A 26,413-nucleotide genomic window follows, 5' to 3' on the forward strand; every position below is an offset into this window, starting at 1 on the left:
ACAGTCTTTCAAAAAAATAATAACGTGTGATATACATCAACATGAATTAATTAGGAATATGTTATACTAATCTTGAGTGTTTGGGAATACATACATGTTTAAAGGCGGTGTTACAATGATAACGGAAGAACAAGTGCTTGAAGCACTTAAAGGAGTTCAAGAACCTCAATTACAAAAAAGTCTTGTTGAAATCAATGCAATAAGAGAAATAAAAATAAAGGGAGATATGGTTAGCCTAAAAATAGCTTTAGCTCAAACAGGGACTGCTGAACAAATGCAGCTTCAACAGCAGGTTGTAGGAGCTGTGAAGGGTGCAGGAGCGGAATCAGTAGGTCTACGCTTTGAAAAGCTTTCAGATGAAGAGCTAAGCCAGTATGGTGGACAAACTGGGAATGAAAAGAAGTCTCTTTTAGATCGTACGGATGAAACAACCTTTATAGCTGTAACTAGTGGTAAAGGCGGAGTAGGTAAATCAACCGTTTCTGTAAATTTAGCCACATCCTTAGCTCGAAAAGGAAAAAAAGTCGGTATCATTGATGCAGACATATACGGTTTTAGTGTTCCGGACATGATGGGAATTGAAGAAAGACCAAAAGTAGTTGGTCAACGCATTTATCCAGTTAACCGTTTTGATGTCCAAGTTATTTCCATGGGATTCTTTGTAGAGGATAATTCACCAATTATTTGGCGTGGTCCAATGCTTGGGAAAATGTTGAATAATTTCTTCTCTGAAGTGGAATGGGACGAGTTAGATTATCTTATTCTAGACTTACCCCCAGGAACAGGTGATGTGGCGTTAGATGTACACTCTATGCTCCCGACATCAAAAGAAATAATTGTAACTACTCCACATGCTACAGCAGCATTTGTTGCTGCACGTGCTGGTGCTATGGCCATCAAAACGGAGCATGAGATCTTAGGGGTTGTTGAGAATATGGCTTACTTTGAAAGTAAAGTTACTGGAGAAAAGGAATATGTTTTTGGTAAAGGTGGCGGAGAAAAGCTCGCCAAGGAATTAAATACAGAAGTACTAGCTCAAATTCCGTTAGGGCAGCCTGAAATTGATGATGATAATTTTGCTCCATCCATCTATGATACAGAGCACCCAATAGGTAAAATTTATTTAGATATGGCTGATAAAGTCATTGAAAAGACATCAAAATAAAACCACTTAAAGGCGCATACCAAAAATGGAATGCGCCTTCATTTGTTTAGACATTAAGTTAAACCTACTCTTCTCCTGAATCCCCTTCTTGCTCCTGTTTTTCTTTTTCCTCTTCTTTTTTCTGCATTTGTTCTTCCGCTACATTGGACATAATTTCATTAAGTTTAGCAATAAAATAAGGACTTTCAAATGCTTCGGTCATTACGTTCATAACCTGCTGACGATATTCTTTACTTTGCATTAACTCCAAATATTCCTCTTCCATTTCAGGATCCTTTAAAATAGAAATCATCATTCCTTGATATTCAGGGTCCTTCATAAGACTTTTTAATATCCTTTCATTTTCCTGTTGCATACTCTGAGCAAAGGATTGAGCAAATTCAGGATCCTGCATAACAGACTGCCAATATTCCTTACCTGCTTCAGAGGTTAAAGTTGTACGGATTGTTTCAGTAACATAATCCTGTTCCATGACGATTGCAGACTTAACTTCATCATCCTCTAATACGTCTTTAATAGCTTGCTTGCCCTCATCGGTTTTTAACATATCTACCATCATTTTTTTTGTGCTCTCATAATCAGGCTGCTGTGAGCTTTGCTCTTCCATTGCTGCACAGCCCGAGATAAAAAAGCTGATAATTAGTCCTAAACAAAGAATGGATAATCTATATTTATGCACCACTGTAAAGCGGCTCCTTTCTTTCTGCTTTTGTTCATAATATGGTTTAGATGAAGTGATTTTATACTGTTTTTAAGACATACCTTATTGGAAAAACTAAAAGAAAGGTAACTATTCCCTTTGTAAGTTTTACTATATTCGACAATATTATTACATTTTTTTCTAAGTTAAGAAGGATAGGGAAAAATGTAGAAAAAAGTAGCGGAGTAAATTAAAAATTTGATAGAATGAAGGGTAGGACTTGAGTGAATATGTCAGGAGGATTTTGACTGTGAATACAAGAAAAGTTGTTTATTTATTTTATACAACCCTCTTAATCGGCACAACTGCTGGTTTTATAATGGGACTCACCCTCGATTGGCGAACGCATATGAATGATATAAGCAATGGTAATTTTGGTGGGATTATCATGATTGGAATTACTGCCTCCATTTGGACGGTTATTGCTCAAATGGGTTTCTTTGCTTACTTAACAGTACACCGTTTCGGATTAGGTATATTTAAGACGGTGAAGCTATGGACACAAGTACAGGTTGTTATTATTGGTTTTGCATTATTTGATCTAATGTTTTTCCGTCATATGGCTTTTGCAGAAGAGGGACAAACAATGTTGGATTTTGCTTTATTACCTTTTCTCCTTTTAGTTTATGCGACGATCGTTGCTTACATTAAGAGTAAGGATACCAATTGGCTGGCCTTTGTTCCCACTCTATTTTTTATGGTTGTTGTTACAACAATCGAATGGATTCCTGCTCTCAGGGAAAATGATTTTACGTTTTTAAGTACCTCGATTGTTACTTTACTAGTAGCTAATACATGGCAAGTACTCGTACTACACCGGTTGCATGAGACCCCATCCAAAGAAAGTAAAAAAACAGTAAGTAAAGTAAATCCAAAAGCCCAACCATCTAAATGATGGTGGGCTTTTTCAAAAAAAAACACCCAAGCGTAGTGCTTGAATGTTTTACTTATTTTAATAAATTTCTTGAGTAGCTACATCCGCTCCTGATAGTAAGTCAGAAATTGTACTGAACTTGAAGCCTTGACCTTTTAATTGATCTATGATGATTGGTAAAGCTTCTTTTGTTTGTTTTGCGGAGTCAGATGCGTGCAATAGAACGATATCTCCATTTGTAACATTAGTAGTTACGTTTTCCACAATTTGATCTACACCTGGATTTTGCCAGTCTTCTGAATTGATACTCCAGTGAATAACATCGTAATTAAGATTCTCTGCTACCGTTAGAACTCTTTCATCAAAGCTTCCATTTGGAGGTCTTAAATACTTTGGAACCTCTTGGCTAACTTCCTGGATAATTCGATGGGCTGTCTGAATATCCTTTTGTATTTTTTCTTCATCCCATTTAGTGTAATGTTCATGTTGATAACCATGACTACCAAGTTCATGACCGTCTTCAAGGATACGTTCTACCACTTCTGGGTGTCGTTCTGCCCAGCTTGCTGAAACGAAGAATGTTGCCGTAAGGTCATGCTCCTTTAATGTATCAAGAATAGGTATTGCCCGTTCTTCTCCCCAACTAATATTAAAGGTAAGGGCGACTTGCTTTTCTTGTGATTCAACTTTGTAGATGGCTACTGGCTTATCATCTGATGTAAAAACGGCTACTTGTGGACTTTCAACGTATAAAATTCCTGCTGTAAAAAATGCAGCAACTGCGATAATCATGTATCGTTTCAATGTTTTTGCATTCCAAACCCAAATAAAATTCATTACTAGTCCCCCTTGTCCAATCTTTAATTTATATGTATTCATTGGACAGGCAGTTATGAATAAAAAATGGAAAAAACGAAAATAATTTCTCATACACGATAAATTTAGGGGGTACATAGTAAATGTTAGGCTTAATGTTATCTAGCAAAGAATCACAAGAAATGGAATATTTACTAAAAAGAGAGCTAGAGGAGCTGTTACTTGATTTATCGGATTCAAGAATTGATGGAATTGTAAAAAGAGCAATGGAAGAAAGATACCAAATGATTTTTAAATTGTATAAAAGGTTCACAACCCAGAAAGAATACTTAAAGTATGTTCGGCACCGAAATCATTCGGATAAATACAAAACCTCACAAACGGATTGACAAGTGTGTAGAAAAATATTATATTTATTTAGTTGCTGTTTGTTGGATATGTTGTTTATTTGGATGATTAAATTGGAAAAAAGTAACAATATTTTTTTGTGAAATAACCCTTGCATTTGATTAAAAAAAATAGTATTATAGCAAATGTCTGATTAAACTTTGCTCCTCATCCATTTGATTGAGGCTTGCCAGATACAGGTTGTTACACTAACCTATTTGGATAATGTTTTGTTCCACAGTAGCTCAGTTGGTAGAGCAATCGGCTGTTAACCGATCGGTCGCAGGTTCGAGTCCTGCCTGTGGAGCCATGCTTCCTTAGCTCAGTAGGTAGAGCGCATCCATGGTAAGGATGAGGTCAGCGGTTCAAGCCCGCTAGGAAGCTCCAAAGATGGCCCGTTGGTCAAGTGGTTAAGACACCGCCCTTTCACGGCGGTAACACGGGTTCGAATCCCGTACGGGTCACCACTTCTTATAGTACTATTGTTTTAGGTTATCTACTTTTTATTATTAAAAAGCTGGCCTAGCTCAATTGGTAGAGCAACTGACTTGTAATCAGTAGGTTGGGGGTTCAAGTCCTCTGGCCAGCACCACTTAATAATTTTAAGTAATGATGGGCTATAGCCAAGCGGTAAGGCAACGGATTTTGATTCCGTCATGCGAAGGTTCGAATCCTTCTAGCCCAGCCATTATACGAGCCATTAGCTCAGTTGGTAGAGCATCTGACTTTTAATCAGAGGGTCGAAGGTTCGAGTCCTTCATGGCTCACCATTTTTGTTTTACTGCATATGGTGACAAGAGACCGTTAAAACAACGGGGCCTTAGCTCAGCTACGAGCGATGCTTCATAGAGTAAACGTCGAGTTGTTTCGACGCATTAGCTTCAACGAATATGCTGGAAGAGGAAGAAACAGGGGCTACGGAGCGTTACATCGTCCGTAAGCTACATGAAGATTCTTCCTTGAATAATCAACGGGGCCTTAGCTCAGCTGGGAGAGCGCCTGCCTTGCACGCAGGAGGTCAGCGGTTCGATCCCGCTAGGCTCCACCATACATAACAAAACAATCCTTGGATGAGAATCCAGGGATTTTCTTATATTATAAAATATAAGGCTGTTTTCTTTAAGAATGTTGCTTTTGCCGCTGGAGTCGCTGTCTTCCACTACTCCAAGCTAATCCTTTCGTCCCCTCAATAATAAATTAATATATCAAAAGAAGCCCTCCGTTGTATAGGGCTTCTGCTTAACTTCTTTTTTATTCACTTCTACTTTTTTGATATTGAAATTGGTATTGATTTAGAAGTTTATCTAAATAGGTACTCACTTGCACTACCTCTTCAGATGTACGGTTCATTTTGTAAGATAATTTATTCATTTTGTCTCGGGCTGACTCAATTTCCCTCAACAGTTCTTGCTTTGAAATTGTTTGCTGGTTCATGAGTACCCACCCTCCTTTGAAATTGTGTTTCCTATTTTCTTATTATTCAGTTTACCCCATGTTGGTGGTAGCAAAACATGGATTTTTTTGAATTAATACCCTATTTACTAAATTCAAGTGTTAAAATAAAATTATTATTTGAAACCTTTTAAAGGTTGTTTTCGTAGAGGAGATAACCGCGGTGAACCGGAGGTAATAAGAATGGATGCGGTTGTAAAAAAAATAATAATTGAAGTGAAAAAAGGGGATCAACAAGCCTTTTCTGAGCTTGTTGAGCTGTATAAAGATAAAGTGTATCAAGTAGCTTATAGAATGCTCGGAAATGTGCATGAGGCTCAAGATGTTGCTCAAGAAGCTTTCATTCGGGCGTATGTCAATCTTGACTCTTATGATGTAAACCGAAAATTTTCAACGTGGCTATTTCGAATCGCAACCAATTTAGCCATTGATCGGATACGCAAGAAAAAACCTGATTTTCATCTGGAAGATCAAGTAGCCGGCACAGAGGATCTTACATACTACTCTCAACTTGCATCAGATGAGGAATTACCAGAGGATCAAGTAGTACAACTGGAGATGCAAGAATGGATACAAGACGAGATTATGATATTACCACCGAAATATCGATCTGCTATTATACTTAAATACATGGAAGATTTATCACTAAAAGAGATCAGCGAAATTTTGAGTCTACCTGTTGCAACTGTAAAAACAAGAATACACCGTGGACGGGAAGCTTTAAGGAAGAGATTGAAGAATGAGTGATATTTAGAAAGGAGGATCCATAATGGCTTGTACCAATGAAAATGCAAAGTTAATTCATAAATATTTAGATGAGGAAATGACACTCCTTGAAAAAAAGAAACTAGAAAGTCATCTTGTCACATGTTCTATTTGTGAGAGACATTTAAGGGAACTTCGCAAAACAGTGGCCATTATACAAAGCGCCTCCCATATAGAAGCACCTAAAAGCTTTACAGATAGTGTAATGAGTAGATTGCCTGCACAACCGAGAAGGAACAAATGGAAGACATGGGTGAGAAAACACCCTTTTACCATAACAGCAGCAACCTTCTTCTTAGTATTTTTAATCAGCTTGAATTCCATATGGAACGGTGGCGATAAAGAAATTACTGTTAAGGGAGACGGCCAGTTTATTGTAGATGAAAAACGGGGAGTGGTTTTGATTCCAGAAGGGGAAACCATTTCAGGGGATTTAATTATCCGTAACGGTAACATCGAAGTGGCGGGGGAGGTTCTTGGCAGTATTACAGTTATCAATGGTTCTGTTATTAATGGTGAACATTATTTAGCCTCGGCAGGCAGTGTATCTGGGGAGATAAGGGAAATTAACCGTATGTTTGATTGGCTTTGGTTTCAGGTTAAAAGCTTTGTCTCAGAAGCATTGAACTTTGTAAATGGCAAGGATAATCTATCACATTTTGGATGACACGCGTAAATCCCTATGTGTCCTTCTTTTTTAGGCATCCCCCCAATTCCCTATAGGTAATCATAGGGAATTCTATTATGGGTAATTTATGATATAATGTTAAAGTTAATAAGAATGTGGAATAAAGGTACTACATGGGCAATATAAGAATTTATTTGTGGGGGAAAAACGATGTTTGAGGATATCTCACTACTAAGGTTATTGGTATCGGTGATTGATATAGCTTTAGTTGCGTTTGTTATATATAAATTGATTATGGTTATTCGGGGTACCCGTGCTGTACAGCTAGTTAAGGGAATTACGGTTATTCTAGTGGTATGGTTTTTAAGCTTGCAATTTGGCTTAATTACACTGCAGTGGATTATGCAGCAGGCGGTTACATATGGTTTGCTGGCTATAATTATCATTTTCCAGCCGGAATTAAGACGTGCCCTCGAACAATTAGGGAGAGGTCGCTTATTTGGTAAAGGAACTACAGCGGTAGAAGAAGAGGTGAAGGGCAATATTGAACATATAGTAAAAGCTGCCAATTATATGGGGAAACGCCGTATTGGTGCCCTCATTTCTTTAGAACGGGAAACGGGTATGAATGATTATGTTGAAACAGGTATTACGATGAATGCGAAACTCACTTCTGAGTTATTAATCAACATATTTATTCCGAACACACCTCTTCATGATGGTGCAGTTATTATTAAAAATAGTGAAATTATGGCAGCTGGATGCTATCTTCCATTATCAGAAAACCCTTTTATTTCCAAGGAACTGGGTACTAGGCATCGAGCAGCTCTCGGGGTGAGTGAAGTAACCGATAGCCTTACATTAGTTGTTTCAGAAGAAACTGGGGGAATTTCTGTTACAAAAAACGGGGAACTCCATCGAAATTTAGATGAGGATGCCCTGAGAACCCTCCTAGAAAATGAACTAATTGAAAAAGACCAAGGAAATACTTCTTCTCGTTGGCAGTGGGGAGGGAAGAAAAATGGATAAATTATTTTATAACCCCTGGTTTGTTAAAGGTATCTCTGTGCTAATTGCTATTATGTTATTTCTTATGGTAAATGCCGATAACAACAACCAACCAGGTGGAATTCCCGGTGTTACAAATGGTTCTAGAGTATTAGAGGAAGTAGACTTAACGGTCTATTACGATGAAGATCGTCATGTACTAACCGAGGCACCAGAATCGGTTCAAGTAACGTTAAGGGGTCCTCAAAATGTATTAACGTTGTTGCAATTAGCAAATCCAAGGTTTGAGCTTTATGTGGATCTTAGAGGAAGGGAAGCAGGTGTCTATTACGAAAGGGTAAACCATCGTGGGTTTTCTCCTGACCTTTCTGTTTCAGTCCTCCCAGTAACGGTTAGGGTGACAATTCAGGATAAGCAAACCGTTTCATTTCCAGTGGAAATTGAATTAACAAATCGTGGACAGATTGAAGAGGGCTATACTGTTGGAACACCTACCGTTTCCCCTTCCAATGTGGATATAACGGGAGCTCAAGGACTAGTGGAGCAAATTGCCTCTGTTCGAGCTGTTGTGGATGTTAGCGGGAGAAATGCTACCTTCCAGCAGGCAACAGGGCTTGTAGTACTAGACCAAAGCGGTAATGAAATAAATATTAATACCGACCCACCGGTAGTAGACGTTACCGTTCCAATAACAAGCCCGAATAAAGAAATACCTGTTCGAATTGACAGGGAAGGAAATCTTCCACCTGGAATAGCAATTGAATCCATTACAGCAGATCCAAATACGGTTACTATCTTTGGCCCAGTATCTGTCATAAATGACATTTCATTTATTGATGGGATCACTGTCGACTTAAGTGAAATAACAGAAGATACGTCAATAGAGGTCAGCATACCTGTCCCGCAAGGTGTAGAAAGAATAGAACCCGAAACAATTACTATAACCATAGATATAACAGAAGAGGAAGAAAGGGAGTTTTCAGATTTCCAGATTGAAGCAATTGGACTTCCAGAAGATAGGGAGTTTAGCTTTATCAATCCGGAGGAAGGAGCCATAACCCTGACTTTAATGGGAAGCTCTAACGTTTTAAATCGAATTGAGAGAAATGATTTACAACTTTATATTGACCTAGACGGCCTTGCTGTTGGTGAACATACCGTTCCCCTCCAGTTTAATGGCCCACAGAATGTTCGAGTTAATTTGGGGAGATCAAACATTCGAGTACTCATCTATGATGACGATGATCCATTAGAAGCCGAAATGGACGAAGATGACGATGGAATGGAAGAGGTTCATACAGAAGAAGAATCGGAAGAGGATACAACGTAACGAAGAGAAAGTATGAATCTTTATGGACGGAATTTAACTTGAACTTTGAAAAATCTTAAGGAGAGATTTAAATGGGAAAGTACTTCGGAACTGATGGTGTGAGAGGGGTCGCCAATAAAGAATTAACACCGGAATTGGCATTTAAGCTAGGGCGTTATGGCGGATATGTATTAACGAGAGAAACAAATAAGCCTAAAATATTAATTGGCAGAGATACACGAATTTCAGGTCATATGCTAGAGGGGGCTCTTGTTGCGGGGCTATTATCTATTGGAGCAGAGGTTATGCGTTTAGGCGTAATCTCCACACCGGGGGTTGCCTATTTAACAAAGGCATTAAGTGCAAATGCAGGAGTTATGATTTCCGCTTCTCATAACCCAGTTGGAGATAATGGAATAAAGTTTTTTGGCTCTGATGGATTTAAATTACTGGACAGTCAAGAACAAGAAATTGAAAAATTACTACACGTAGAAGACAATTTAGAAGATAAATTACCACGTCCAGTAGGTGCTGAGATCGGCCAGGTAAACGATTATTTTGAAGGAGGTCAGAAGTACCTTCAATTCCTAAAGCAAACGATCTCGGGTGATTTCTCAGGTCTTCATATCGCCCTTGATTGTGCAAATGGATCAGCGTCCTCTATCGCCACCCATTTGTTTGCTGATTTGGAGGCCGATCAAATTTGTACGATAGGCACTTCACCAAATGGTATTAATATTAATGATGGAGTTGGGTCCACACATCCTGAGTCTCTTAGGGATTTAGTTCTTGAAAAAGGAGCAGATATCGGCCTTGCCTTTGATGGAGATGCTGACCGTTTAATAGCTGTTGATGAAACAGGGGCAATTGTAGATGGGGATCAAATAATGTACATCTGTGCCAAGTATTTTAAGGAACAAGGGAGACTATCACATAACACCTTAGTAACAACTGTGATGAGTAATCTTGGCTTATATAAGGCATTAGAAGGCGTTGGTATTGATACAAAACAAACGGCTGTTGGGGACAGATATGTCATGGAAGAAATGCGAAAGGGTGGCTATAATCTTGGTGGGGAACAATCTGGGCACATTATTTTCCTTGATTTCGCAACAGCAGGAGATGGTTTATTAACAGGACTTCAGTTATGTGCTATTTTAAAGGCCACTGGCAAAAAATTATCAGAGCTTGCTGCTGAAATGCCAAAATACCCACAGAAATTAGTAAATGTTCGGGTGGCAGATAAGCATGCTTTAACGAATAATGAAGTTATTGCAGCTGAAATTGATAAGGTGGAAGCGGAAATGCAAGGTGAAGGAAGAATTCTTGTTCGCCCGTCAGGTACTGAACCTCTTGTGAGGGTAATGGCAGAAGCACCGTCAGAAGAGCTTTGTAACAAATATGTGGAAAAAATCGTCGGTGTAGTTAAAAGAGAGCTTGGGTCTATAGAGTAAAAAGAAATATGCATGAATAGCACAAAACTGTTATTCATGCATATTTTAATTGTGAAAAGTTCTTTTTAAACAATAATTAGAGTAAATTCTATAAAGGAGGTGAAGAAAAGGAAAAAATTAGGATTGACCCAATTTTAACTTTTATAGTATGATTAATGGGATTCAAAATGCACGGAAGGGGGATTATATTGTTTATAAACTAAATTATAAAAGCGCCTGGACTATCCGATGGACGAAACGAAGGATAGTTGACGAGGAGGAGGTTTATCGAAGTTTTCGGCGGATGCCTCCCGGTTGAATCATCACAACCGAAAGCAATTACCTAAAACGAGAGGGTGACCTTTCGAACAAAAGTAATTGCAATGGATGATAATACTATACAGCTTAGAAAGTAATACTAATGAATAAAGAGTGGGGCAAGAATGCCCCGGTATTTCTTGCCCTGCTGAGGGAGGAAATTTTTTATGTGTGGAATTGTTGGTTATGTAGGAACTGAGGATGCAAAGGAAATTCTTTTAAAAGGCTTAGAAAAGTTAGAATATAGAGGATATGATTCTGCAGGAATTGCTTTAGCCAATGAAGAAGGGGTTCATGTTTACAAGGAAAAGGGACGGATTGCAACTCTTCGTGAAGTAGTAGACAACAGTCAACGGGGGTATATTGGAATAGGGCATACGCGCTGGGCAACACATGGTGCCCCAAGTCAGGTTAATGCGCACCCTCATCAAAGTAAAGAGTCGCGCTATACACTTGTTCATAATGGTGTTATTGAAAACTATGACCATTTGCGACGGGAATACCTAGAAAACGTAGAAATGAAAAGTGACACAGATACGGAAATCGTTGTACAACTCATTGGACGCTTTGCACAGGAAGGAATGACAACGGAAGAGGTATTTCGTAAGGTGTTAAGCCTTTTAAAAGGTTCCTACGCCATTGCTCTATTGGATAACCATGATCCAGAGACAATCTATGTCGGAAAAAATAAAAGCCCGCTCCTTGTTGGATTAGGCGATGATGTGAATGTAGTTGCAAGTGATGCTATGGCAATGCTTCATATAACAAACGAATTTGTAGAGCTCATGGATAAGGAAATTGTTATTGTAACCCGTGATCAAATCACTATTAAAACATTGGAAGGGGAAGTAATTTCTCGTGATTCCTATATTGCTGAATTAGATGCAAGTGATATAGAAAAGGGAACATATCCGCACTTTATGTTAAAGGAAATTGATGAGCAACCGTTTGTTATTCGTAACATCATTTCCAAATATAAAGATGAGAACGAAGATATTAAACTAGACGAAGACATTCGTCAGACGATGCTAGATGCTGATCGCATTTATATCATTGCGGCAGGAACTAGCTATCATGCTGGTTTAGTTGGTAAACAATTAATTGAAAGAATTGCCAATAAACCTGTTGAAACGCATATTGCCAGTGAGTTTCTTTACAATATGCCGTTATTAAGTGAAAAACCACTCTTTATTTTCATATCTCAAAGTGGAGAAACAGCAGATAGCCGTGGAGTACTTGTAGCTGTAAAGGAATTAGGTCATAAAGCCTTAACTATTACGAATGTACCAGGGTCCACGCTATCTCGTGAAGCAGATTATACACTTCATACGTATGCTGGTCCAGAAATTGCTGTAGCTTCCACAAAAGCTTACACAGCTCAGATGGCTGTTTTAGCTATACTTGCCGTTGATACGGCAAAGGCAGCAGGACTTAAGATGGACTTCAATCCATTACAAGAGCTTGCTATTGTAGCCAATGCCATGGAGACATTAACAGATAAGAAAGATAAAATGGAAAAAATAGCAAGGGATTATCTCAGTGTATCCCGTAACTGTTTCTTTATCGGTCGTGCAATTGATTATTACGTTTGTCTTGAGGGAGCATTAAAGCTAAAGGAAATTTCCTATATTCAAGCGGAAGGCTTTGCGGGTGGGGAGTTAAAGCACGGTACAATAGCCCTAATCGAAGAGGGAACACCAGTTATCGGAGTAGTTACTCAACACCATGTTAACTTAAGTATCCGTGGAAACATGAAAGAAGTTGTAGCACGCGGTGCATCCCCATGCATGATTAGCATGGAAGGGTTAGCAGAAGGGGACGATGCCTTAGTGATCCCCCATGTTCACGAATACCTTACACCACTTGTCAGTGTAGTACCATTGCAGCTTATTTCTTACTATGCAGCACTACACCGTAATTGCGACGTTGATAAGCCAAGAAACCTAGCGAAAAGTGTTACAGTAGAGTAGTTTATACATACTCTGAAAAAGAGTATGTATGGAAATGATAAAACACCGTTCAATGTACACCTTTGGACGGTGTTTTATTTTATTTTTAGGAGTAAGGACATCATATAAATTAATTTTAATCTATTAATAATTCTTTATGCTCAGGTCTTTAGTACCTCCTACTAAAATTTTCATGATATCGAAATGAAGGATAAAACATCGAATAATATTCAGAATTTACAAAACATGTAGCTTATCTATAAATGTTAGAATAAATTTCAAGTCAAATATAGTTAAACAAGCCTATTGTTAATGCATTTGTTAATAATTCGTAGGAGGGGTGTCAGGATATATTACCTATTGAACTTAAATAATTCCTGATATAATCTTTAAGTGTTTAACAAGGATATAAATACTTTATAAAAGTATAAATCAATCAAACAATTGGACTTTCTAAAAGGGGGAGTTTTATCTAAAATAATGATTAACATTATTATTAACCTTATGTCATTTGCAACTCTTTAGAAAAAACGATGTACTTATTTTAAGTAATTATTTTTTTGTTGAAAATGTAAGGGTTTTCAGAATGTTTCCCTATTAAGAAAGGAGAAATTACAAGTGAATAAAACTATTAAGAGATTACTAGTTACTGTTTTATTAGTTACATTATTAATTCCAGCGACAGCGTTTGGACAATTCGGTAATAATTCATCTAGTACTTCGAAAAGTAAAGCTAGTGAAGAAAATAATAATCGACCTCATATGGAATTCCAAGGTGACGCTCCACAATTTACAGAAGCTTCTGTACATGATCCATCCGTTATTAAAGTGGGCGATACCTTTTACGTTTTTGGATCCCATTTAGCAGCTGCTAAAACGGACGATTTAATGAACTGGGAACAAATTTCTACACATGTCCATGATGGTAACCCTTTAATTCCAAATGTATTCACGGAGTTAGCAGAAGCATTTGAGTGGGCAAATACAACAACTCTTTGGGCAGCGGATGTAATTCAATTAGAGGATGGCAGATTTTATATGTATTATAATGCCTGCGAAGGAACTTCCCCAAGATCAGCACTAGGAGTAGCTGTTGCGGATGATATCGAAGGGCCTTATGAAGATTTAGGGATTTTCTTGAAATCAGGGATGTGGGGGCAAGAAAGTCCTGATGGAACCATTTATAATGCAAACATTCATCCAAACGCCATAGATCCAGAGAACTTCTTTGATAAGGACGGAAATCTATGGATGGTATACGGTTCCTATTCAGGCGGTATTTTCATTCTAGAAATGGATAGGGAAACAGGTTTTCCGAAACCAGACCAAGGATATGGTACTCATTTAATGGGCGGAAACCACAGTAGAATGGAAGGAGCTTATATTGAATACAATGCTGAAACAGACTTTTATTATTTATATGTAACCTTCGGTGGTTTAGATGCAGCTGGTGGTTATAATATGCGAGTGGCTCGCTCGGAAAACCCAGATGGACCTTACTATGATGCGGAAGGAAATCTCATGAGTGAGGTCCGTGGGGCACCGGGAACATTTTTTGATGACCGTTCTATTGAGCCTTACGGTGTGAAGCAAATGGGTAACTTCTTATTTAAAAGAGAACTAGGGGAACCAGGAACAGGAATTGGCCATGGATATGTATCCCCAGGACATAATTCTGTGTACACAGATGAAGAGACAGGGCAAATGTTTATGTTTTTCCACACACGCTTTCCAGAGAGGGGAGAGCAGCATGAAATTAGAGTTCATCAAATGTTTATGAACAAGGATGGCTGGCCGGTTATTGCACCATACCGCTATGCTGGTGAGGAACTTGAAAAGGTTAATAGACAGGATGTAATAGGAGATTATAAGTTTATCAATCATGGTAAGGACATCTCTGCAGAAATTAAAGAATCTGTTCATATCACATTAGAAAAAAATAATAAAATTTCCGGTGAAGTAAACGGTACTTGGAAAACAACTGGTCATAACCAAGTGGAATTGATCATTGATGGTTCCGTATATAATGGGGTTTTTGTACGACAATGGGAACCAACATCCGAAAGCTACGTCATGGCATTTACTGCTTTATCTAAGGAAGGCGTAGCAGTTTGGGGAAGTAAGCTAGAGAATAAAACAAATGAGGAAATTGTAGAAGCGGTTTATAAAGAGTTAAATTTCGATGAAACCATCATTAGTAATTTATCGCTTCCGACGAAAGCTACTAGAAATACAAAAATAACTTGGGAAACGTCAAACAGTGATATTATTTCTGAAACAGGTGTAGTCAATCGCCCAGAAGCGGTGACAGGTGACCAAGAAGTAACTCTAACTGCAACTATCACAAAAGACGAGGTAACTAAATCAAAATCCTTTACTATTGTTGTATTAGCCCAAGGAGAGGGTCAATTAGTTGCTCATTATAATTTCAATGATAACTTAGAAAACCATGCGGAAAATGTAAGCTTCGGTCCGGGGACTGTTACTGGGAACCGAATTGACAATGAGGGTGGTACGATAACCTTTACGGATGGGGTAAAAGGAAAAGCTGCCGTATTTGATGGATCCTCTGGTATTCGTTTACCTAATGGCCTTATTACAAGCCATACCTATACTGTTTCCCTTTGGTTAAATCCAGATCAGCTAACTGACTTTACCACATCTTTCTTTGGAGCACGCACACCTGATCGTTGGGTAAGTCTTGTGCCTCGTGGCGGTGGTTTTGCAAATTACGATACAATGGTGTGGTCTGGTACTGCTTGGTACGATGCTCCTACTGGTATGAAAATACCAACAGGAGAGTGGACTCATATAGCCTTTACTGTTGATGAGGGTAAAATTACAGTTTACGTTAACGGAGAAGAAAGGTTTACAGGAACTGGGTTTCCGAATGTCTTTACCACGGCGGATGCTTATTTTGGTTTAGGAGTAAACCATTGGGATACGCCATATAAAGGATTAATGGATGAATTAAAAATTTATGATAACCTAGCGCTTACTGCGGAAGAAATCGTATTGTTGGCGAATAGGGACGAATAATACGTAAAATATGTTAAGAGGGTGAGTCAAAAGGCATGTTGTTTAGCCTTTGCGACTCACCCTCTAACTATTTGCAAAGAAGGTTTATTACCGGAAGTTTTAGGTTAGACTTCAGAAAGTGGTAAGAAGTGTTTTACTGGAGGGTATTATGAATAGACAGAGTGATTCTACAAGGGAAACATCGAGTGCTTTAAACGAACAGATATATTCCACTCGTAATCTTTGGTCGGGTATTTTGTTTGGACTAGGGTTAATTGCTTTTTTAGATGAGGTAGTGTTTCATCAACTGCTACGTTGGCACCATTTCTATGATCAATCTACAACGGATATTGGGCTTATTTCAGATGGGTTATTCCATGCTTTTAGTTGGTTTGCTACCATAGGTGGCTTATTTTTATTTGCGGATCTCCGTCGACGAAATGCATTGTGGCTAACCAGATGGTGGGGAGGAGTTTTTCTTGGAGCAGGAATATTTCAATTATACGATGGGACAGTTCAACATAAGGTAATGGGTATTCACCAAATAAGGTATGTTGAAAATGTCATTATTTATGATATTATATGGAACGTCTTTGCTATTTTATTAATTGTTATAGGGGTAATTCTTACAAGGCGAACTGCAGGGAAGAATCAACCTGGGGGAAGGGTGTCTAGTGAGCGTGTATAAACATATACCTATACATTCTATTGAAACTACACTTTCACACGAGTCTACTTTTATTTTACCTCAGCTAATTTTGGTCTTTCCATTTCTCCTAATGTTTGTACTATATATCATTGCAATTTTACTATCAAATAGGAAATACAGAAAGTGGCCTACCTATCGAACAGTATATTGGATGATGGGAGTATTTGCAGCTATTGTTGCTGTTGCGGGGCCTTTAGCGGTCAAAGCTCATGTTTATTTTACTGCCCATATGCTAGCCCATTTATTCTTAGGGATGCTCGCTCCACTACTATTGGCCTTAGGAGCACCAGTTACACTGTTTCTACGAACGATTAACGTAAAACGTGCAAGGAGAATAACAAAATTGTTAAAAAGGAAGCCCATTCGCATCGTAACAGATCCAATAGTTGCTTCCACCCTTAACATTGGGGGGTTATGGCTTCTCTATACTACAAGCTTGTATACGGTTATGCATGAGCATATATTGATTCATATACTTGTCCATGTACACCTTTTTTTAGCGGGGTATCTCTTTACTATTTCCATGATTTATATAGATCCAGCAGCACATAGAACAAGTTATCTTTACCGTTCCGTCGTTTTCATTCTTGCTTTAGCAGGTCATGGAATTTTATCAAAGTATATTTATGTTAATCCACCGGAGGGTGTAACGGAGGAGCAAGGGGAAATAGGGGCTATGATTATGTATTACGGGGGAGATCTTGTGGACATTATCATTATCTTTATGCTTTGTCTACAATGGTACCGAGAAACTCGACCAAGATTTTCATTAGAAATAAATAATTTTCCTACTAAAAATATATAGAATAATGTTAGATCATGACAAAATCAGCCCCTTCTTCGAGTCGAGGGAAAATACTTAGACAAATTAATCTACTGAAATTAAATAGAGTGACGATACTTCTCCATAAATGAAAGAATTTGTTTAACGGTTTTCAAATTTCGTCAAATCCCTTATGCTACAATGGTTTCAAATATGGACAGGCTAATTTAGAAAAGGAGATGTTTAATTTGTTTATGGATGAAGGAAGAACGAAGAGAGTAGAATACGTAGGAGTCGTAATCAATATTACTTTTATACTAACCTATACAATCATGAACCTTATGAATCGATATGTATGGAATATAGCATTTAATCCCATTGATTCTCTTTTAAAACCCTTCATAGTATTACCTTTTGTACTGTTATTTACATTTCTATTCATTCAGTGGACGATCTATACCTTAAACTTACTTAAGTCACTTCTTTTATTTATCAAAAATAATACAGTGGCTAAGCATATGACAATCACACTAATGATTACATTTGGTGCATTTAATGTTGGAGCTTTGATGGGGAATTCAGTATTCAGCCCTGTTGATACCCTTATTAAACCATTTATTATAATGCCTATTTCCTTTTTGATTATCACATTTTTAATAAAGTGGACAAGCTCTACTTTTAATCATTTAAAGCAATTAAGCTTGACTCTCCATAAGAAAAATGGCATTGTTTACCCTAGAATCGTGGAAAAAAATCTGCCAATTAAAATTATTGATGAGAGTTATTTAAAGAAGGATTTTCATTTTGGTAACAATATTTTAGTAGATATGCGTATGAAAAATAACCTTAATGTAACCATTAAGGATGAAATAGATGTGGTAAAGCTATATAATAGCGGGAATCAAATGAATATACCGTATTTGATCGAACGGGCAAACCTACTTATGAAGGACACATCCTTAAAGGATAAATCTATTATATTTATCGTAGATAGCCATGATGAAAGAAAAAGAACCATATCCAAAATATGGCTGCGTTTAATTCGAAATCCATATTCCACATCTGCAAAGGAGGACTATCAAAAAATAAAAGACTTAGTGTATATCAATAACGATTTGTCTACTTCTGCTTAAAACTAGTAATTATCGAACAAAACAGTGTGGTATCTCCCTGCTACACTGTTCCTAAACTTTTTTATGTGGCTCTGTTAAAGAACAGAGTTGATTTCTTAATAGCGTTGATTGAAGCTGAAGGGTGCGAGACTCCTGCGGGAAAAGCAACGGCTGAAGACACCGCAGGGCGGGTTTCCCGAAGGAGGCTGAAGCGTTGCCCGCGGAAAGCGAGCGCTCTGAAGCGAAAATCAACATCAAAGTTTAACAGAGCTTATTATTTAAGTTATCGCTTTCCCTTTTCGACGGGTTCTCAAAATATACGAGTAAAACAAAATCTTCGTGGTATAATCACAGTAGAATTTTTTAGTCTACAGAATTACTCTAATTTATTGAGAAGAAAGGGAAGTACATAATGGATCGTTATCAACGTAATATTACCATTGCACTAATCATTGCCACCTTCCTTGCAGCAATTGAAGTGACTGTTATAAGTACAGCCATGCCCGTTATTACTAGAGATCTAGGGGGACTGGATTTAATTAGCTGGGTTTTTGCCATCTATCTTTTAACTTATGCTGTAATGACACCGATTTTCGGAAAGCTTGCAGATCTTTTTGGAAGGAAAAAAATATTTATTACAGGGGCAACGTTGTTTTTAATTGGATCCATATTATGCGGTCTTTCACAATCTATGGAGCAGTTGATTATGTTCCGGGCGGTACAGGGGGTTGGGGCAGGTGCATTGATGCCCATGACCTTTACCATTGTAGGGGATGTTTTTAAGTATGAACAGCGGGCAAAGGTACAAGCCATCATTGGCTCCATTTGGGGAGTGGCCGGTATTTTTGGACCGTTAGTCGGTGGTTTTTTTGTGGACTTTTTTACATGGCATTGGATCTTTTTTATTAATATTCCCTTTGGTCTATTAGCTATGTTTTTAATAGGAAAATATTTAGAAGAAAAAATAGAGAAGCGGAAACGATCCATTGATTTCGGTGGTGCGATTACCTTCATCATTGGAATGGGAGCACTACTATATGCCCTGTTGTCTTTAGAAAATGAACAGCCAATGGAAGCTGGATTAATGTATGGATTGTTGACCACGGCATTTGCCTTTTTAATTATTTTTATTCTTATTCAGCTTAAGGTTAATGAGCCAATGGTTCCGTTCCGTTTATTTAAAAATCGGCACTTATTAATTGCTAATATAAGTGGCGTACTTCTAGGGGCTATTTTAATAGGGTTAACGGCCTACTTACCACTTTGGGTCCAAGGAGTACTGCTGCTGGCCGCTACATCATCTGGATTAACATTAATCCCCATGTCTATCGGTTGGCCATTGGGGTCCTTTCTATGCGGAAGATTCCTTGTAAAGCTAGGGTCTAAGCCCATCTCCCTTACTGGGGTAACGTTCATAGCATTGGGGACCTTTGCATTAACCTTAATTTCTAGTGAAACACCGAATTACTTGTTAGTGATTATCATGTTTTTCATAGGGTTAGGGTTTGGGTTATCCATGACCGTATTTACGGTTATTGTTCAATCATCTGTAGATTGGAATAATCGCGGTGCAGCAGCATCGTCCAATGCCTTCCTTCGTACATTAGGACAAACCTTAGGGATTGCGATACTTGGAATGGCCCTTAATCAACATATTGGGGGGCATACGAACAATGGCACAAATGTGGCACCGGAAATTCTTGCTGTAGGACTTCATTCTGTCTTTATAATTCTTGCGATTATTGCTGTAACCTGTGTCATTCTTGTACTTAGCTTTCTTCCAAAGGAACAGCCCGATTATGGAAAATCTCACTGATAAATGGCAGTGAGATTTTTTTATTTCTTGTTACCAATGTAGTAAGATATGTGGAGAAATATAATACATAGGTTGCAGTTGGAGGTATCGAACATGAAAGTAATGGTAGCATCTAATCGTGAGCTGTTACGATATGGATTAATTCAACTCCTTAAAGACGTGAAGCCAATAGACTATATGGCTGTTGTTGAAACAACAGAGGAATTGATAGACACTTTGAAAATGGATGCATTTGACCTTATCGTGATACATACCCGTTTGCAATGGGCAAACAGAATAGAGCAATTACTATCCTATTTTCAGGGGCAGCCTCCTTCATGTAAATTGGTGATTCTATGTCATGAAATGGTGTCAAATGGACATTATGAGTTGAATGCGGTTCATGGGTTATGCTACGAAAATTCCTCCTTAGTGGAGTTGATGGATTTTTTTCAAAGGATCTTAAAGGGAGAAAAAATTTTTTTGAATGTGGAAAAAACAGGGGGACAAATGCAAATGAGGGGACAGCATCATGAGCTGTCTAAGCGGGAGCAGGAGGTATTTCAGATGAAAATTCACGGCTATACTGTGAAGGATACGGCAAAACTGTTAAATATATCGCCGAAAACAGTGGAAAATCACAGAAGAAACATACGAAAAAAGCTTAACATTTCTAAAAAAAGTGAGTGGGTTGACTGGGGAAAGACCCTGGGGATGTTATAGAAGGGAAGGAGGGGATAGCTTATGAAACAGCTAAAGGAAATTGCTCGCAAGCAAAAAAATAGTATGTATACCCTTGTTCTTATGTCCATTTTATTAGGAGCAGTGATTATCGCACAGGCTTATTTAATTGTGGTGATTGTGGATAGTATCTTTCTGCAAGGGGAATCCTTTCACGTTATACTTCCAGCTCTATTAAGTCTTATTGTTGTGCTCGGAGGAAGATCATTTTTTACATATGTAATTGGTCGTACAGGAGTGAAAATGGCATCAAAGGTAAAACGGAATTACAGAAAAGCATTGTTAAGTAAGTATGCTAGGAATCCTATGCAAGGAGCTTTAAAGGGGCAGTCCGGGGAAAAAGTGAGTATCTTATTAGATGCAGTAGATGAAATAGATAGCTATTTTAGTAAATATTATCCACAAATGATACAAACGACCATTGTACCCATCATGATCCTTACAGCCATCTTTTCTCAAAATTGGGTGTCTGGGCTTATTATGATTGTTACGGCTCCGTTCATTCCTATTTTTATGATTATCATTGGGAAAGCAACGCAAAGAAAATCGGAAGAACAGTTAGAGAAGCTAGCTCAGTTTTCGGGTAAATTTCTTGATATTTTGCAGGGCCTTACAACATTGAAATTGTTTGGTCGTGCTAAGGAAAAGCAAGAGGCAATCAGACAGAGCAGCTTGGATTACCGGGATGCTACGATGACTGTATTAAAGATTGCTTTCGTTTCTTCCTTAATGCTGGAGTTTATTTCCATGTTGAGTATAGCGTTAGTAGCTTTAGAGGTTGGTCTTCGCCTAATTATTTATGAGAACCTTCCGTTTTTTACAGCATTTTTTGTGTTAATATTAGCCCCCGAATTTTTTAACTCTTTAAAGGAGCTTGGAAGTGCCTTTCACTCAGGAAGAGGAAGTATGGGAGCGGCCAAAAAGGTAATAGATGAATTAGAGGAGACGGAGCAGCCTGTACAATGGGGAGATGCCCCATTAGAAGAAAGAAAGGAACCTCCAGCCATAGAACTGCGAAATTTAAAATTTAGTTATGGTGAAGGATCCTTTTCTCTTAAGGGGGTGATGGCCTCCATTCCTCCTGCTAGCGATGTGGCCATTGTTGGGAGGAGCGGTTCAGGAAAAACAACACTGCTACACTTATTATCTGGTATCATTGCCCCTTCCCAAGGGGAGATTTTGGTAAACGGAAAAGGTTTACACCAGTATAAGGAAGCGGAATGGTTTGACCAACTAGCCTATATCTCTCAGAATCCTTACTTGTTTTCAGGAACGATACAAGAGAATATTGCCATTGGGGGGAAAGAAGAAGCCACCATTGAAAAGGTAAAAATGGCAGCGGAAAAAGCCGGTATTGCCGAAATGATAAGTAAACTGGAAAACGGTTATTCTACGGAAATCGGAGAAGGAGGCAGGGGGCTTTCTGGTGGAGAAAAGCAGCGGATTGCTTTAGCCAGAGCATTTTTGAAAAAACCTTCTGTTATTCTGTTCGATGAACCGACTGTAGGACTAGATCTTCATACGGAACGTGTGTTGCAAAGGGCGATGAAGGAATTGGCCGTAACCTCTACAGTAATTACAGTAGCTCACAGGCTGCATACAATTAGGGAAGCCGATCAAATTCTCTTTATGGCTAATGGAGAATTGGTTGCGAAGGGTACCCATGAGGAGCTGTTATTGTCGAATTCTGAATATCGGAGTATGGTATCTGTTCATGAAGGGGGGAATACAAAATGAATGAGTTAAGAGTAGTGATAAAACTCATGATGAAGGAGAAAAAGGATGTTCTTCTCTCCATATTGTTCGGGTTTCTCGCTGGGATGGGGGCTGTTGCTTTGTTTGCCAACAGTGGATATTTAATTTCGAAAGCGGCGATCACACCTCCTTTATATATTTTGACAATGAGTATTGCTTTGCTAAAGCTATTTAGTGTAACTAGGGCATTAAGTCGTTATGCAGAACGCCTTTATTCCCATCGAGCAACGTTTACAAAATTAAGTAACTTAAGAGTTTATTTTTTTGAAAGGTTAGAGCCGTTAGCCCCAAGAATTTTCCATAAATACAGAAGCGGAGATCTACTTTCACGAATTGTGGGAGATGTGGAGAGCTTACAGAACTTTTTTCTAAGGGTGTATTATCCCCCTATCGTGATGATCATTGTTTTCCTTGCTACGATAGCATTTACAGCCTTTTTCTCCATACATGTCGCTGTGTTCCTCATCCTAGGTCTTATCCTAACTGGGTTTGTGGTACCCTTATGGTTTACGGTGAAACAAAGGGGAATACTTCAACAGTTAAGGGAGCTTCGGGGGAACGTTTCTACAGAAGCAACGGAATTCCTTTATGGATTCAGAGATTTAAAGCTTTACCAAAGACTTGATGAACAGGAGAAGAAATTAACAAATACAGCGGACGGTTATGTATCGGAGCAAGAAAGGGAGAGTGTTCAGGAATTGTCCAATCAGTCGGTCATTCAGACCCTTTCTCTACTCGTTTCTTGGGCTGTGCTTGGAATGGGAGCCTATTTAGTAGCTGGTGGTAGCCTTGACGGAGTATTCCTAGCGATGCTGGTAATGACCTCTATCACTGTTTTTGAAAATGCCACGCCAATGTCCGCTTTCCCACGATATTATGAGGATAGTCGCCGGGCCTCTTCTAGACTGTTTTCTGTTATTGAAGAAGAAGGAATGGAAACAAGGGGAGTGGAGGATGATTGGGAACAAATAGATTTAACAAAAGCTCCGGCTATCGATGTGGAGAATCTGTCCTTTACATTTCCTGGTGAAAAGAGATTAGCTTTGAAAAACATCCATTTATCCCTGCCAGCAGGATCTAAAACTGCCATAGTTGGACCTAGCGGGTCGGGGAAATCAACACTAATTCAACTTTTGTTAAAAATGAATAAGGAGTATGAAGGGGCTATTTACTTAAATGGGACTTCAGTAAGGAAGATAAAGGATGAAGCTATTTGGAAGGGATCTAATGTAATTATGCAAGAGAATCATTTCTTTTATGGAAGCATTGGTGAAAACCTCGGCCTTGCAAAGGATGATTTGTCGGAGGGAGAAATGAATGCTGTATTAGAAAAGGTGAAGTTGGAGGAATTCTCCTTAACAGATTCCGTACTTGAAAAGGGTGGAAACCTCTCTGGGGGAGAAAAACAACGTTTAGCCATTGCTAGAGCAATGTTAAAGGGTTCGAAGCTCTGGTTAATGGATGAACCAACCTCATCTGTGGATGTTTTAACAGAACGAATGATATTTGATCATCTGTTACATCAAGGGGATGATGACACGATGATTCTCGTTAGTCACCGACTCATTGGTTTAGAAAAAATGGATCAAATTATTGTTATGGATCAAGGGGAAATTATCGAATCGGGAACGTATGAGGAATTGATGGATAAACAAGGTTATTTCTATGAAATGAAGCAAATAGAGAATAGTGTACTTATGTAAAGAAGAAACCGCCCTAGAAGAAAAATGGGCGGTTTTCACTTGCGTTATTCTTTAAAGGTGGAGCTAGGTTCCTTCTCGTTCCTTCTAAGGTTTCGAGTTGTGTCTAAAATAGAACGATAACCAATAAAACTTAACAAAACTTAATAAAACTAAACAAAACGACATTGCTTTTATTTAGCTTCTAAGTTATTTTAGAGGTAGCTTGTAAGAGAGGAGAAATCTACCTTGACGGATCATACATATACTCCTGATGAAATAGCAAAAATGTTTAAAATATCAAAGCATACAGTGTACGAGCTTATTAAAAGAGGGGAACTACATGCCTTTAAAGTAGGCAATAAAATGAGGATTAGTCCTGAAGAGGTGGAGCGGTATAAAAACACATCACAAGCCTATCAATCAAAGAAACTGGATCCGACACTCACCCATCCTTCAACCACTAATACCATTCGATTATCAGGGAGTCATGATTTTTTAGTAGAGCAACTTTCAAAGAGTGTTAGTAAAAACACCAATTTGATTGTGCAGCCCACTTTTATTGGAAGTCTGGAAGGATTAATGATGATGTACAGGGGAGCGGCAGACGTGGCGGCCGTCCATTTATTAGACCCTAATTCCAAAGAGTATAATATACCTTTCATTAAACAGTTATTTGTGCATGAAAAAATCTCCGTGATCCATTTCGCTACTAGAGAACAAGGGTTTATAGTGGCAAAAGGAAATCCAAGAAATATTGTAAGCTTCGAAGATTTAACAAGAAAGGATATAACTTTTATTAATCGCCAAAAGGGCTCAGGTACAAGATTTTTATTAGATTCCTTCTTACAGCAAAAGGCAATTAATCCAAGGCAAGTTACTGGGTATGACAATGAAGAATGGAACCATTTATCGTTGGCGGCACAAATAAGCAGAGGAAGCGCTGATGTTGGCTTTGGTATTCGTTCTGCAGCGGAACAGTTAGGTTTAGAGTTTATCCCTGTTATTGAAGAACAGTTTGACCTTGTTTTTCGGTGGACGCAGGAAAATGAGACTCCATTGAATTTATTGTATGAGTTTTTAAGTTCAAATGAGTTCAAAATAAGTATTTCTAAAATTCCTGGCTATAAGGTGAGAGAGTTAGGAGTTATCAAATATGAAACAAACTAGGAGAAAATGGGGGATATCATAATGAAAATCAATAGAAAGATTTTTGCTCTAATGACCTTATTCATACTGATAATGACCGCGTGTTCCAATGAAAATGAAAGTGTCGAAGGTCCGACTAATGAACCGCAGGATATGATCTTAGCTACTACAACTAGTACACAGGACAGTGGCCTCTTGGATGTACTTATACCGATATTTGAGGAAAAATATAATATTAATGTAAAAACCATTGCCGTTGGCACAGGACAGGCATTAGCGATGGGAGAGCGAGGGGAAGCAGATGCCTTGCTTACTCATGCACCAACGGCTGAAGAAAAATTAGTAGCGAGTGAAGATGTTATTAATAGAAAGCGTGTTATGTACAATGACTTCATAATCGTTGGTCCTGAGAGGGATCCTGCGGAAATTCAGGGAATGGATGTGGCAGCAGCGTTTCAACAAATTTTTGAAACAGGTGCCATCTTCGTGTCAAGAGGAGATGATTCCGGTACCCATAAAATGGAATGGAGCCTTTGGGAAAAAGCCAGCCTCGATCCAAGTGGAGAAGAATGGTATTTAGAAACAGGTCAAGGAATGGGAAGCACCCTTCAATTAAGTGGTGAAAGGGAAGGGTATGTTTTAACAGATCGGGCAACTTACTTATCCCACGCTGGAAACATGGAACATATGGAAATTTTAGTAGAAGGTGATGATGAGCTATTAAATATCTATCATGTAATGCAAGTGAATGATAGGAAGTATGAACGGATAAATAGGGAAGCAGCTAACCTCTTCGTTGAATTTATGGTAGAAGAAGCTCAAGAGATCATTAAAGAGTTTGGTATGGAAGAATACGGACAGCCTTTATTTTTCCAGTATACAGAATAG

At 38.4% G+C, this 26,413-nt stretch carries 22 protein-coding genes and 7 tRNA genes; 26 read left to right on the forward strand and 3 right to left on the reverse strand.

Going from position 1 to position 26,413, the window contains the following annotated elements; all coding sequences use genetic code 11:
- Positions 1-115: 115 nt before the first annotated feature.
- Positions 116-1,165: an iron-sulfur carrier protein/transcriptional regulator SalA gene (gene salA, locus J2S74_RS16770; protein ID WP_307327552.1), complete on the forward strand. Its 1,050-nt coding sequence runs from the start codon at positions 116-118 to the stop codon at positions 1,163-1,165.
- Between the two features lie 64 nt (positions 1,166-1,229).
- Here the strand turns inward: salA and gerD are convergent, their stop codons facing one another.
- Positions 1,230-1,847 carry a spore germination lipoprotein GerD gene (gerD, locus tag J2S74_RS16775; RefSeq protein ID WP_307327555.1) on the reverse strand — a complete coding sequence of 206 codons (618 nt, stop codon included), beginning with the start codon at positions 1,845-1,847 and terminating at the stop codon, positions 1,230-1,232.
- Between the two features lie 268 nt (positions 1,848-2,115).
- Here gerD and J2S74_RS16780 point away from each other — a divergent pair, with 268 nt between their 5' ends.
- Positions 2,116-2,760, forward strand: coding sequence for a KinB-signaling pathway activation protein (locus J2S74_RS16780; RefSeq protein ID WP_307327558.1), 645 nt, complete (start codon positions 2,116-2,118; stop codon positions 2,758-2,760).
- 57 nt (positions 2,761-2,817) lie between these two features.
- Here the strand turns inward: J2S74_RS16780 and pdaB are convergent, their stop codons facing one another.
- Entirely contained in the window at positions 2,818-3,576 is a 759-nt protein-coding gene (pdaB, locus tag J2S74_RS16785; protein ID WP_307327561.1) for a polysaccharide deacetylase family sporulation protein PdaB, read from the reverse strand.
- A 122-nt stretch (positions 3,577-3,698) separates the two neighbouring features.
- Between pdaB and J2S74_RS16790 the strand changes: the two genes are divergently transcribed.
- The 8 genes from J2S74_RS16790 to J2S74_RS16825 all read left to right on the forward strand — a co-directional run bounded on the left by J2S74_RS16790 (position 3,699) and on the right by J2S74_RS16825 (position 4,990).
- Positions 3,699-3,944, forward strand: a complete 246-nt coding sequence (locus J2S74_RS16790; protein WP_307327564.1) for a hypothetical protein — start codon at positions 3,699-3,701, stop codon at positions 3,942-3,944.
- Positions 3,945-4,176: 232 nt separating this feature from the next.
- A tRNA-Asn gene (locus J2S74_RS16795) sits at positions 4,177-4,252 on the forward strand.
- 1 nt (position 4,253) lies between these two features.
- Positions 4,254-4,329: transfer RNA gene (locus J2S74_RS16800), tRNA-Thr, on the forward strand.
- 5 nt (positions 4,330-4,334) lie between these two features.
- Positions 4,335-4,409: transfer RNA gene (locus J2S74_RS16805), tRNA-Glu, on the forward strand.
- 49 nt (positions 4,410-4,458) lie between these two features.
- A tRNA-Thr gene (locus J2S74_RS16810) sits at positions 4,459-4,534 on the forward strand.
- A gap of 21 nt (positions 4,535-4,555) precedes the next feature.
- Positions 4,556-4,630 (forward strand) — tRNA-Gln (locus J2S74_RS16815).
- Positions 4,631-4,636: 6 nt separating this feature from the next.
- A tRNA-Lys gene (locus J2S74_RS16820) sits at positions 4,637-4,712 on the forward strand.
- Between the two features lie 202 nt (positions 4,713-4,914).
- Positions 4,915-4,990: transfer RNA gene (locus J2S74_RS16825), tRNA-Ala, on the forward strand.
- Between the two features lie 203 nt (positions 4,991-5,193).
- On the opposite strand, the gene J2S74_RS16830 is transcribed toward J2S74_RS16825, so the two are convergent.
- On the reverse strand, positions 5,194-5,376 hold the full coding sequence (locus J2S74_RS16830) for an aspartyl-phosphate phosphatase Spo0E family protein (protein ID WP_307327567.1): 183 nt from the start codon (positions 5,374-5,376) through the stop codon (positions 5,194-5,196).
- A 201-nt stretch (positions 5,377-5,577) separates the two neighbouring features.
- Between J2S74_RS16830 and sigW the strand changes: the two genes are divergently transcribed.
- The 16 genes from sigW to J2S74_RS16910 all read left to right on the forward strand — a co-directional run bounded on the left by sigW (position 5,578) and on the right by J2S74_RS16910 (position 26,413).
- Entirely contained in the window at positions 5,578-6,141 is a 564-nt protein-coding gene (gene sigW, locus J2S74_RS16835; protein WP_307327570.1) for an RNA polymerase sigma factor SigW, read from the forward strand.
- Positions 6,142-6,163: 22 nt separating this feature from the next.
- Positions 6,164-6,826: an anti-sigma factor family protein gene (locus J2S74_RS16840; protein WP_307327573.1), complete on the forward strand. Its 663-nt coding sequence runs from the start codon at positions 6,164-6,166 to the stop codon at positions 6,824-6,826.
- Positions 6,827-6,997: 171 nt separating this feature from the next.
- Entirely contained in the window at positions 6,998-7,816 is an 819-nt protein-coding gene (gene cdaA / locus J2S74_RS16845) for a diadenylate cyclase CdaA (protein ID WP_307327575.1), read from the forward strand.
- Positions 7,809-9,125: a CdaR family protein gene (locus J2S74_RS16850; RefSeq protein WP_307327578.1), complete on the forward strand. Its 1,317-nt coding sequence runs from the start codon at positions 7,809-7,811 to the stop codon at positions 9,123-9,125. Before cdaA ends, J2S74_RS16850 begins: the two co-directional genes overlap by 8 nt.
- Before the next feature lie 71 nt (positions 9,126-9,196).
- Positions 9,197-10,558 (forward strand): phosphoglucosamine mutase, encoded by a 1,362-nt coding sequence (gene glmM, locus J2S74_RS16855; RefSeq protein ID WP_307327580.1) that lies wholly within the window; start codon positions 9,197-9,199, stop codon positions 10,556-10,558.
- 464 nt (positions 10,559-11,022) lie between these two features.
- Positions 11,023-12,825, forward strand: coding sequence for a glutamine--fructose-6-phosphate transaminase (isomerizing) (gene glmS, locus J2S74_RS16860; protein WP_307327583.1), 1,803 nt, complete (start codon positions 11,023-11,025; stop codon positions 12,823-12,825).
- A gap of 597 nt (positions 12,826-13,422) precedes the next feature.
- A complete protein-coding gene (abnB, locus tag J2S74_RS16865; protein WP_307327586.1) occupies positions 13,423-15,843 on the forward strand; it encodes an arabinan endo-1,5-alpha-L-arabinosidase AbnB in 2,421 nt (806 codons plus the stop codon).
- 148 nt (positions 15,844-15,991) lie between these two features.
- Positions 15,992-16,510 carry a DUF2243 domain-containing protein gene (locus J2S74_RS16870; RefSeq protein ID WP_307327589.1) on the forward strand — a complete coding sequence of 173 codons (519 nt, stop codon included), beginning with the start codon at positions 15,992-15,994 and terminating at the stop codon, positions 16,508-16,510.
- 91 nt (positions 16,511-16,601) lie between these two features.
- Positions 16,602-17,336, forward strand: coding sequence for a cytochrome c oxidase assembly protein (locus tag J2S74_RS16875; RefSeq protein ID WP_307327592.1), 735 nt, complete (start codon positions 16,602-16,604; stop codon positions 17,334-17,336).
- A 206-nt stretch (positions 17,337-17,542) separates the two neighbouring features.
- Positions 17,543-18,427: a hypothetical protein gene (locus J2S74_RS16880; protein ID WP_307327594.1), complete on the forward strand. Its 885-nt coding sequence runs from the start codon at positions 17,543-17,545 to the stop codon at positions 18,425-18,427.
- 391 nt (positions 18,428-18,818) lie between these two features.
- Entirely contained in the window at positions 18,819-20,222 is a 1,404-nt protein-coding gene (locus J2S74_RS16885; protein ID WP_307327597.1) for an MDR family MFS transporter, read from the forward strand.
- A 93-nt stretch (positions 20,223-20,315) separates the two neighbouring features.
- Positions 20,316-20,924, forward strand: a complete 609-nt coding sequence (locus J2S74_RS16890) for a response regulator transcription factor (RefSeq protein ID WP_307327600.1) — start codon at positions 20,316-20,318, stop codon at positions 20,922-20,924.
- 21 nt (positions 20,925-20,945) lie between these two features.
- Positions 20,946-22,679 (forward strand): thiol reductant ABC exporter subunit CydD, encoded by a 1,734-nt coding sequence (gene cydD, locus J2S74_RS16895; protein ID WP_307327603.1) that lies wholly within the window; start codon positions 20,946-20,948, stop codon positions 22,677-22,679.
- On the forward strand, positions 22,676-24,400 hold the full coding sequence (gene cydC, locus J2S74_RS16900) for a thiol reductant ABC exporter subunit CydC (RefSeq protein ID WP_307327606.1): 1,725 nt from the start codon (positions 22,676-22,678) through the stop codon (positions 24,398-24,400). The genes cydD and cydC overlap by 4 nt, the downstream gene beginning before the upstream one ends.
- A gap of 225 nt (positions 24,401-24,625) precedes the next feature.
- Positions 24,626-25,546, forward strand: coding sequence for a helix-turn-helix transcriptional regulator (locus tag J2S74_RS16905; protein WP_307327609.1), 921 nt, complete (start codon positions 24,626-24,628; stop codon positions 25,544-25,546).
- 21 nt (positions 25,547-25,567) lie between these two features.
- Positions 25,568-26,413: an ABC transporter substrate-binding protein gene (locus tag J2S74_RS16910; RefSeq protein ID WP_307327610.1), complete on the forward strand. Its 846-nt coding sequence runs from the start codon at positions 25,568-25,570 to the stop codon at positions 26,411-26,413.

Source organism: Evansella vedderi (genome assembly GCF_030813435.1).
GTDB lineage: Bacteria > Bacillota > Bacilli > Bacillales > Salisediminibacteriaceae > Evansella > Evansella vedderi.

Coding starts and splice junctions, on each gene's coding strand:
- J2S74_RS16875 (WP_307327592.1), top strand. CDS start 16,602: ATGTTTGTACTATATATCATTGCAATTTTACTATCAAATAGGAAATAC.
- J2S74_RS16840 (WP_307327573.1), top strand. CDS start 6,164: ATGGCTTGTACCAATGAAAATGCAAAGTTAATTCATAAATATTTAGAT.
- cydD (WP_307327603.1), top strand. CDS start 20,946: ATGAAACAGCTAAAGGAAATTGCTCGCAAGCAAAAAAATAGTATGTAT.
- salA (WP_307327552.1), top strand. CDS start 116: ATGATAACGGAAGAACAAGTGCTTGAAGCACTTAAAGGAGTTCAAGAA.
- cdaA (WP_307327575.1), top strand. CDS start 6,998: ATGTTTGAGGATATCTCACTACTAAGGTTATTGGTATCGGTGATTGAT.
- J2S74_RS16885 (WP_307327597.1), top strand. CDS start 18,819: ATGGATCGTTATCAACGTAATATTACCATTGCACTAATCATTGCCACC.
- J2S74_RS16790 (WP_307327564.1), top strand. CDS start 3,699: ATGTTAGGCTTAATGTTATCTAGCAAAGAATCACAAGAAATGGAATAT.
- J2S74_RS16890 (WP_307327600.1), top strand. CDS start 20,316: ATGAAAGTAATGGTAGCATCTAATCGTGAGCTGTTACGATATGGATTA.
- J2S74_RS16910 (WP_307327610.1), top strand. CDS start 25,568: ATGAAAATCAATAGAAAGATTTTTGCTCTAATGACCTTATTCATACTG.
- glmM (WP_307327580.1), top strand. CDS start 9,197: ATGGGAAAGTACTTCGGAACTGATGGTGTGAGAGGGGTCGCCAATAAA.
- glmS (WP_307327583.1), top strand. CDS start 11,023: ATGTGTGGAATTGTTGGTTATGTAGGAACTGAGGATGCAAAGGAAATT.
- J2S74_RS16870 (WP_307327589.1), top strand. CDS start 15,992: ATGAATAGACAGAGTGATTCTACAAGGGAAACATCGAGTGCTTTAAAC.
- sigW (WP_307327570.1), top strand. CDS start 5,578: ATGGATGCGGTTGTAAAAAAAATAATAATTGAAGTGAAAAAAGGGGAT.
- J2S74_RS16850 (WP_307327578.1), top strand. CDS start 7,809: ATGGATAAATTATTTTATAACCCCTGGTTTGTTAAAGGTATCTCTGTG.
- cydC (WP_307327606.1), top strand. CDS start 22,676: ATGAATGAGTTAAGAGTAGTGATAAAACTCATGATGAAGGAGAAAAAG.
- pdaB (WP_307327561.1), bottom strand. CDS start 3,576: ATGAATTTTATTTGGGTTTGGAATGCAAAAACATTGAAACGATACATG.
- J2S74_RS16830 (WP_307327567.1), bottom strand. CDS start 5,376: ATGAACCAGCAAACAATTTCAAAGCAAGAACTGTTGAGGGAAATTGAG.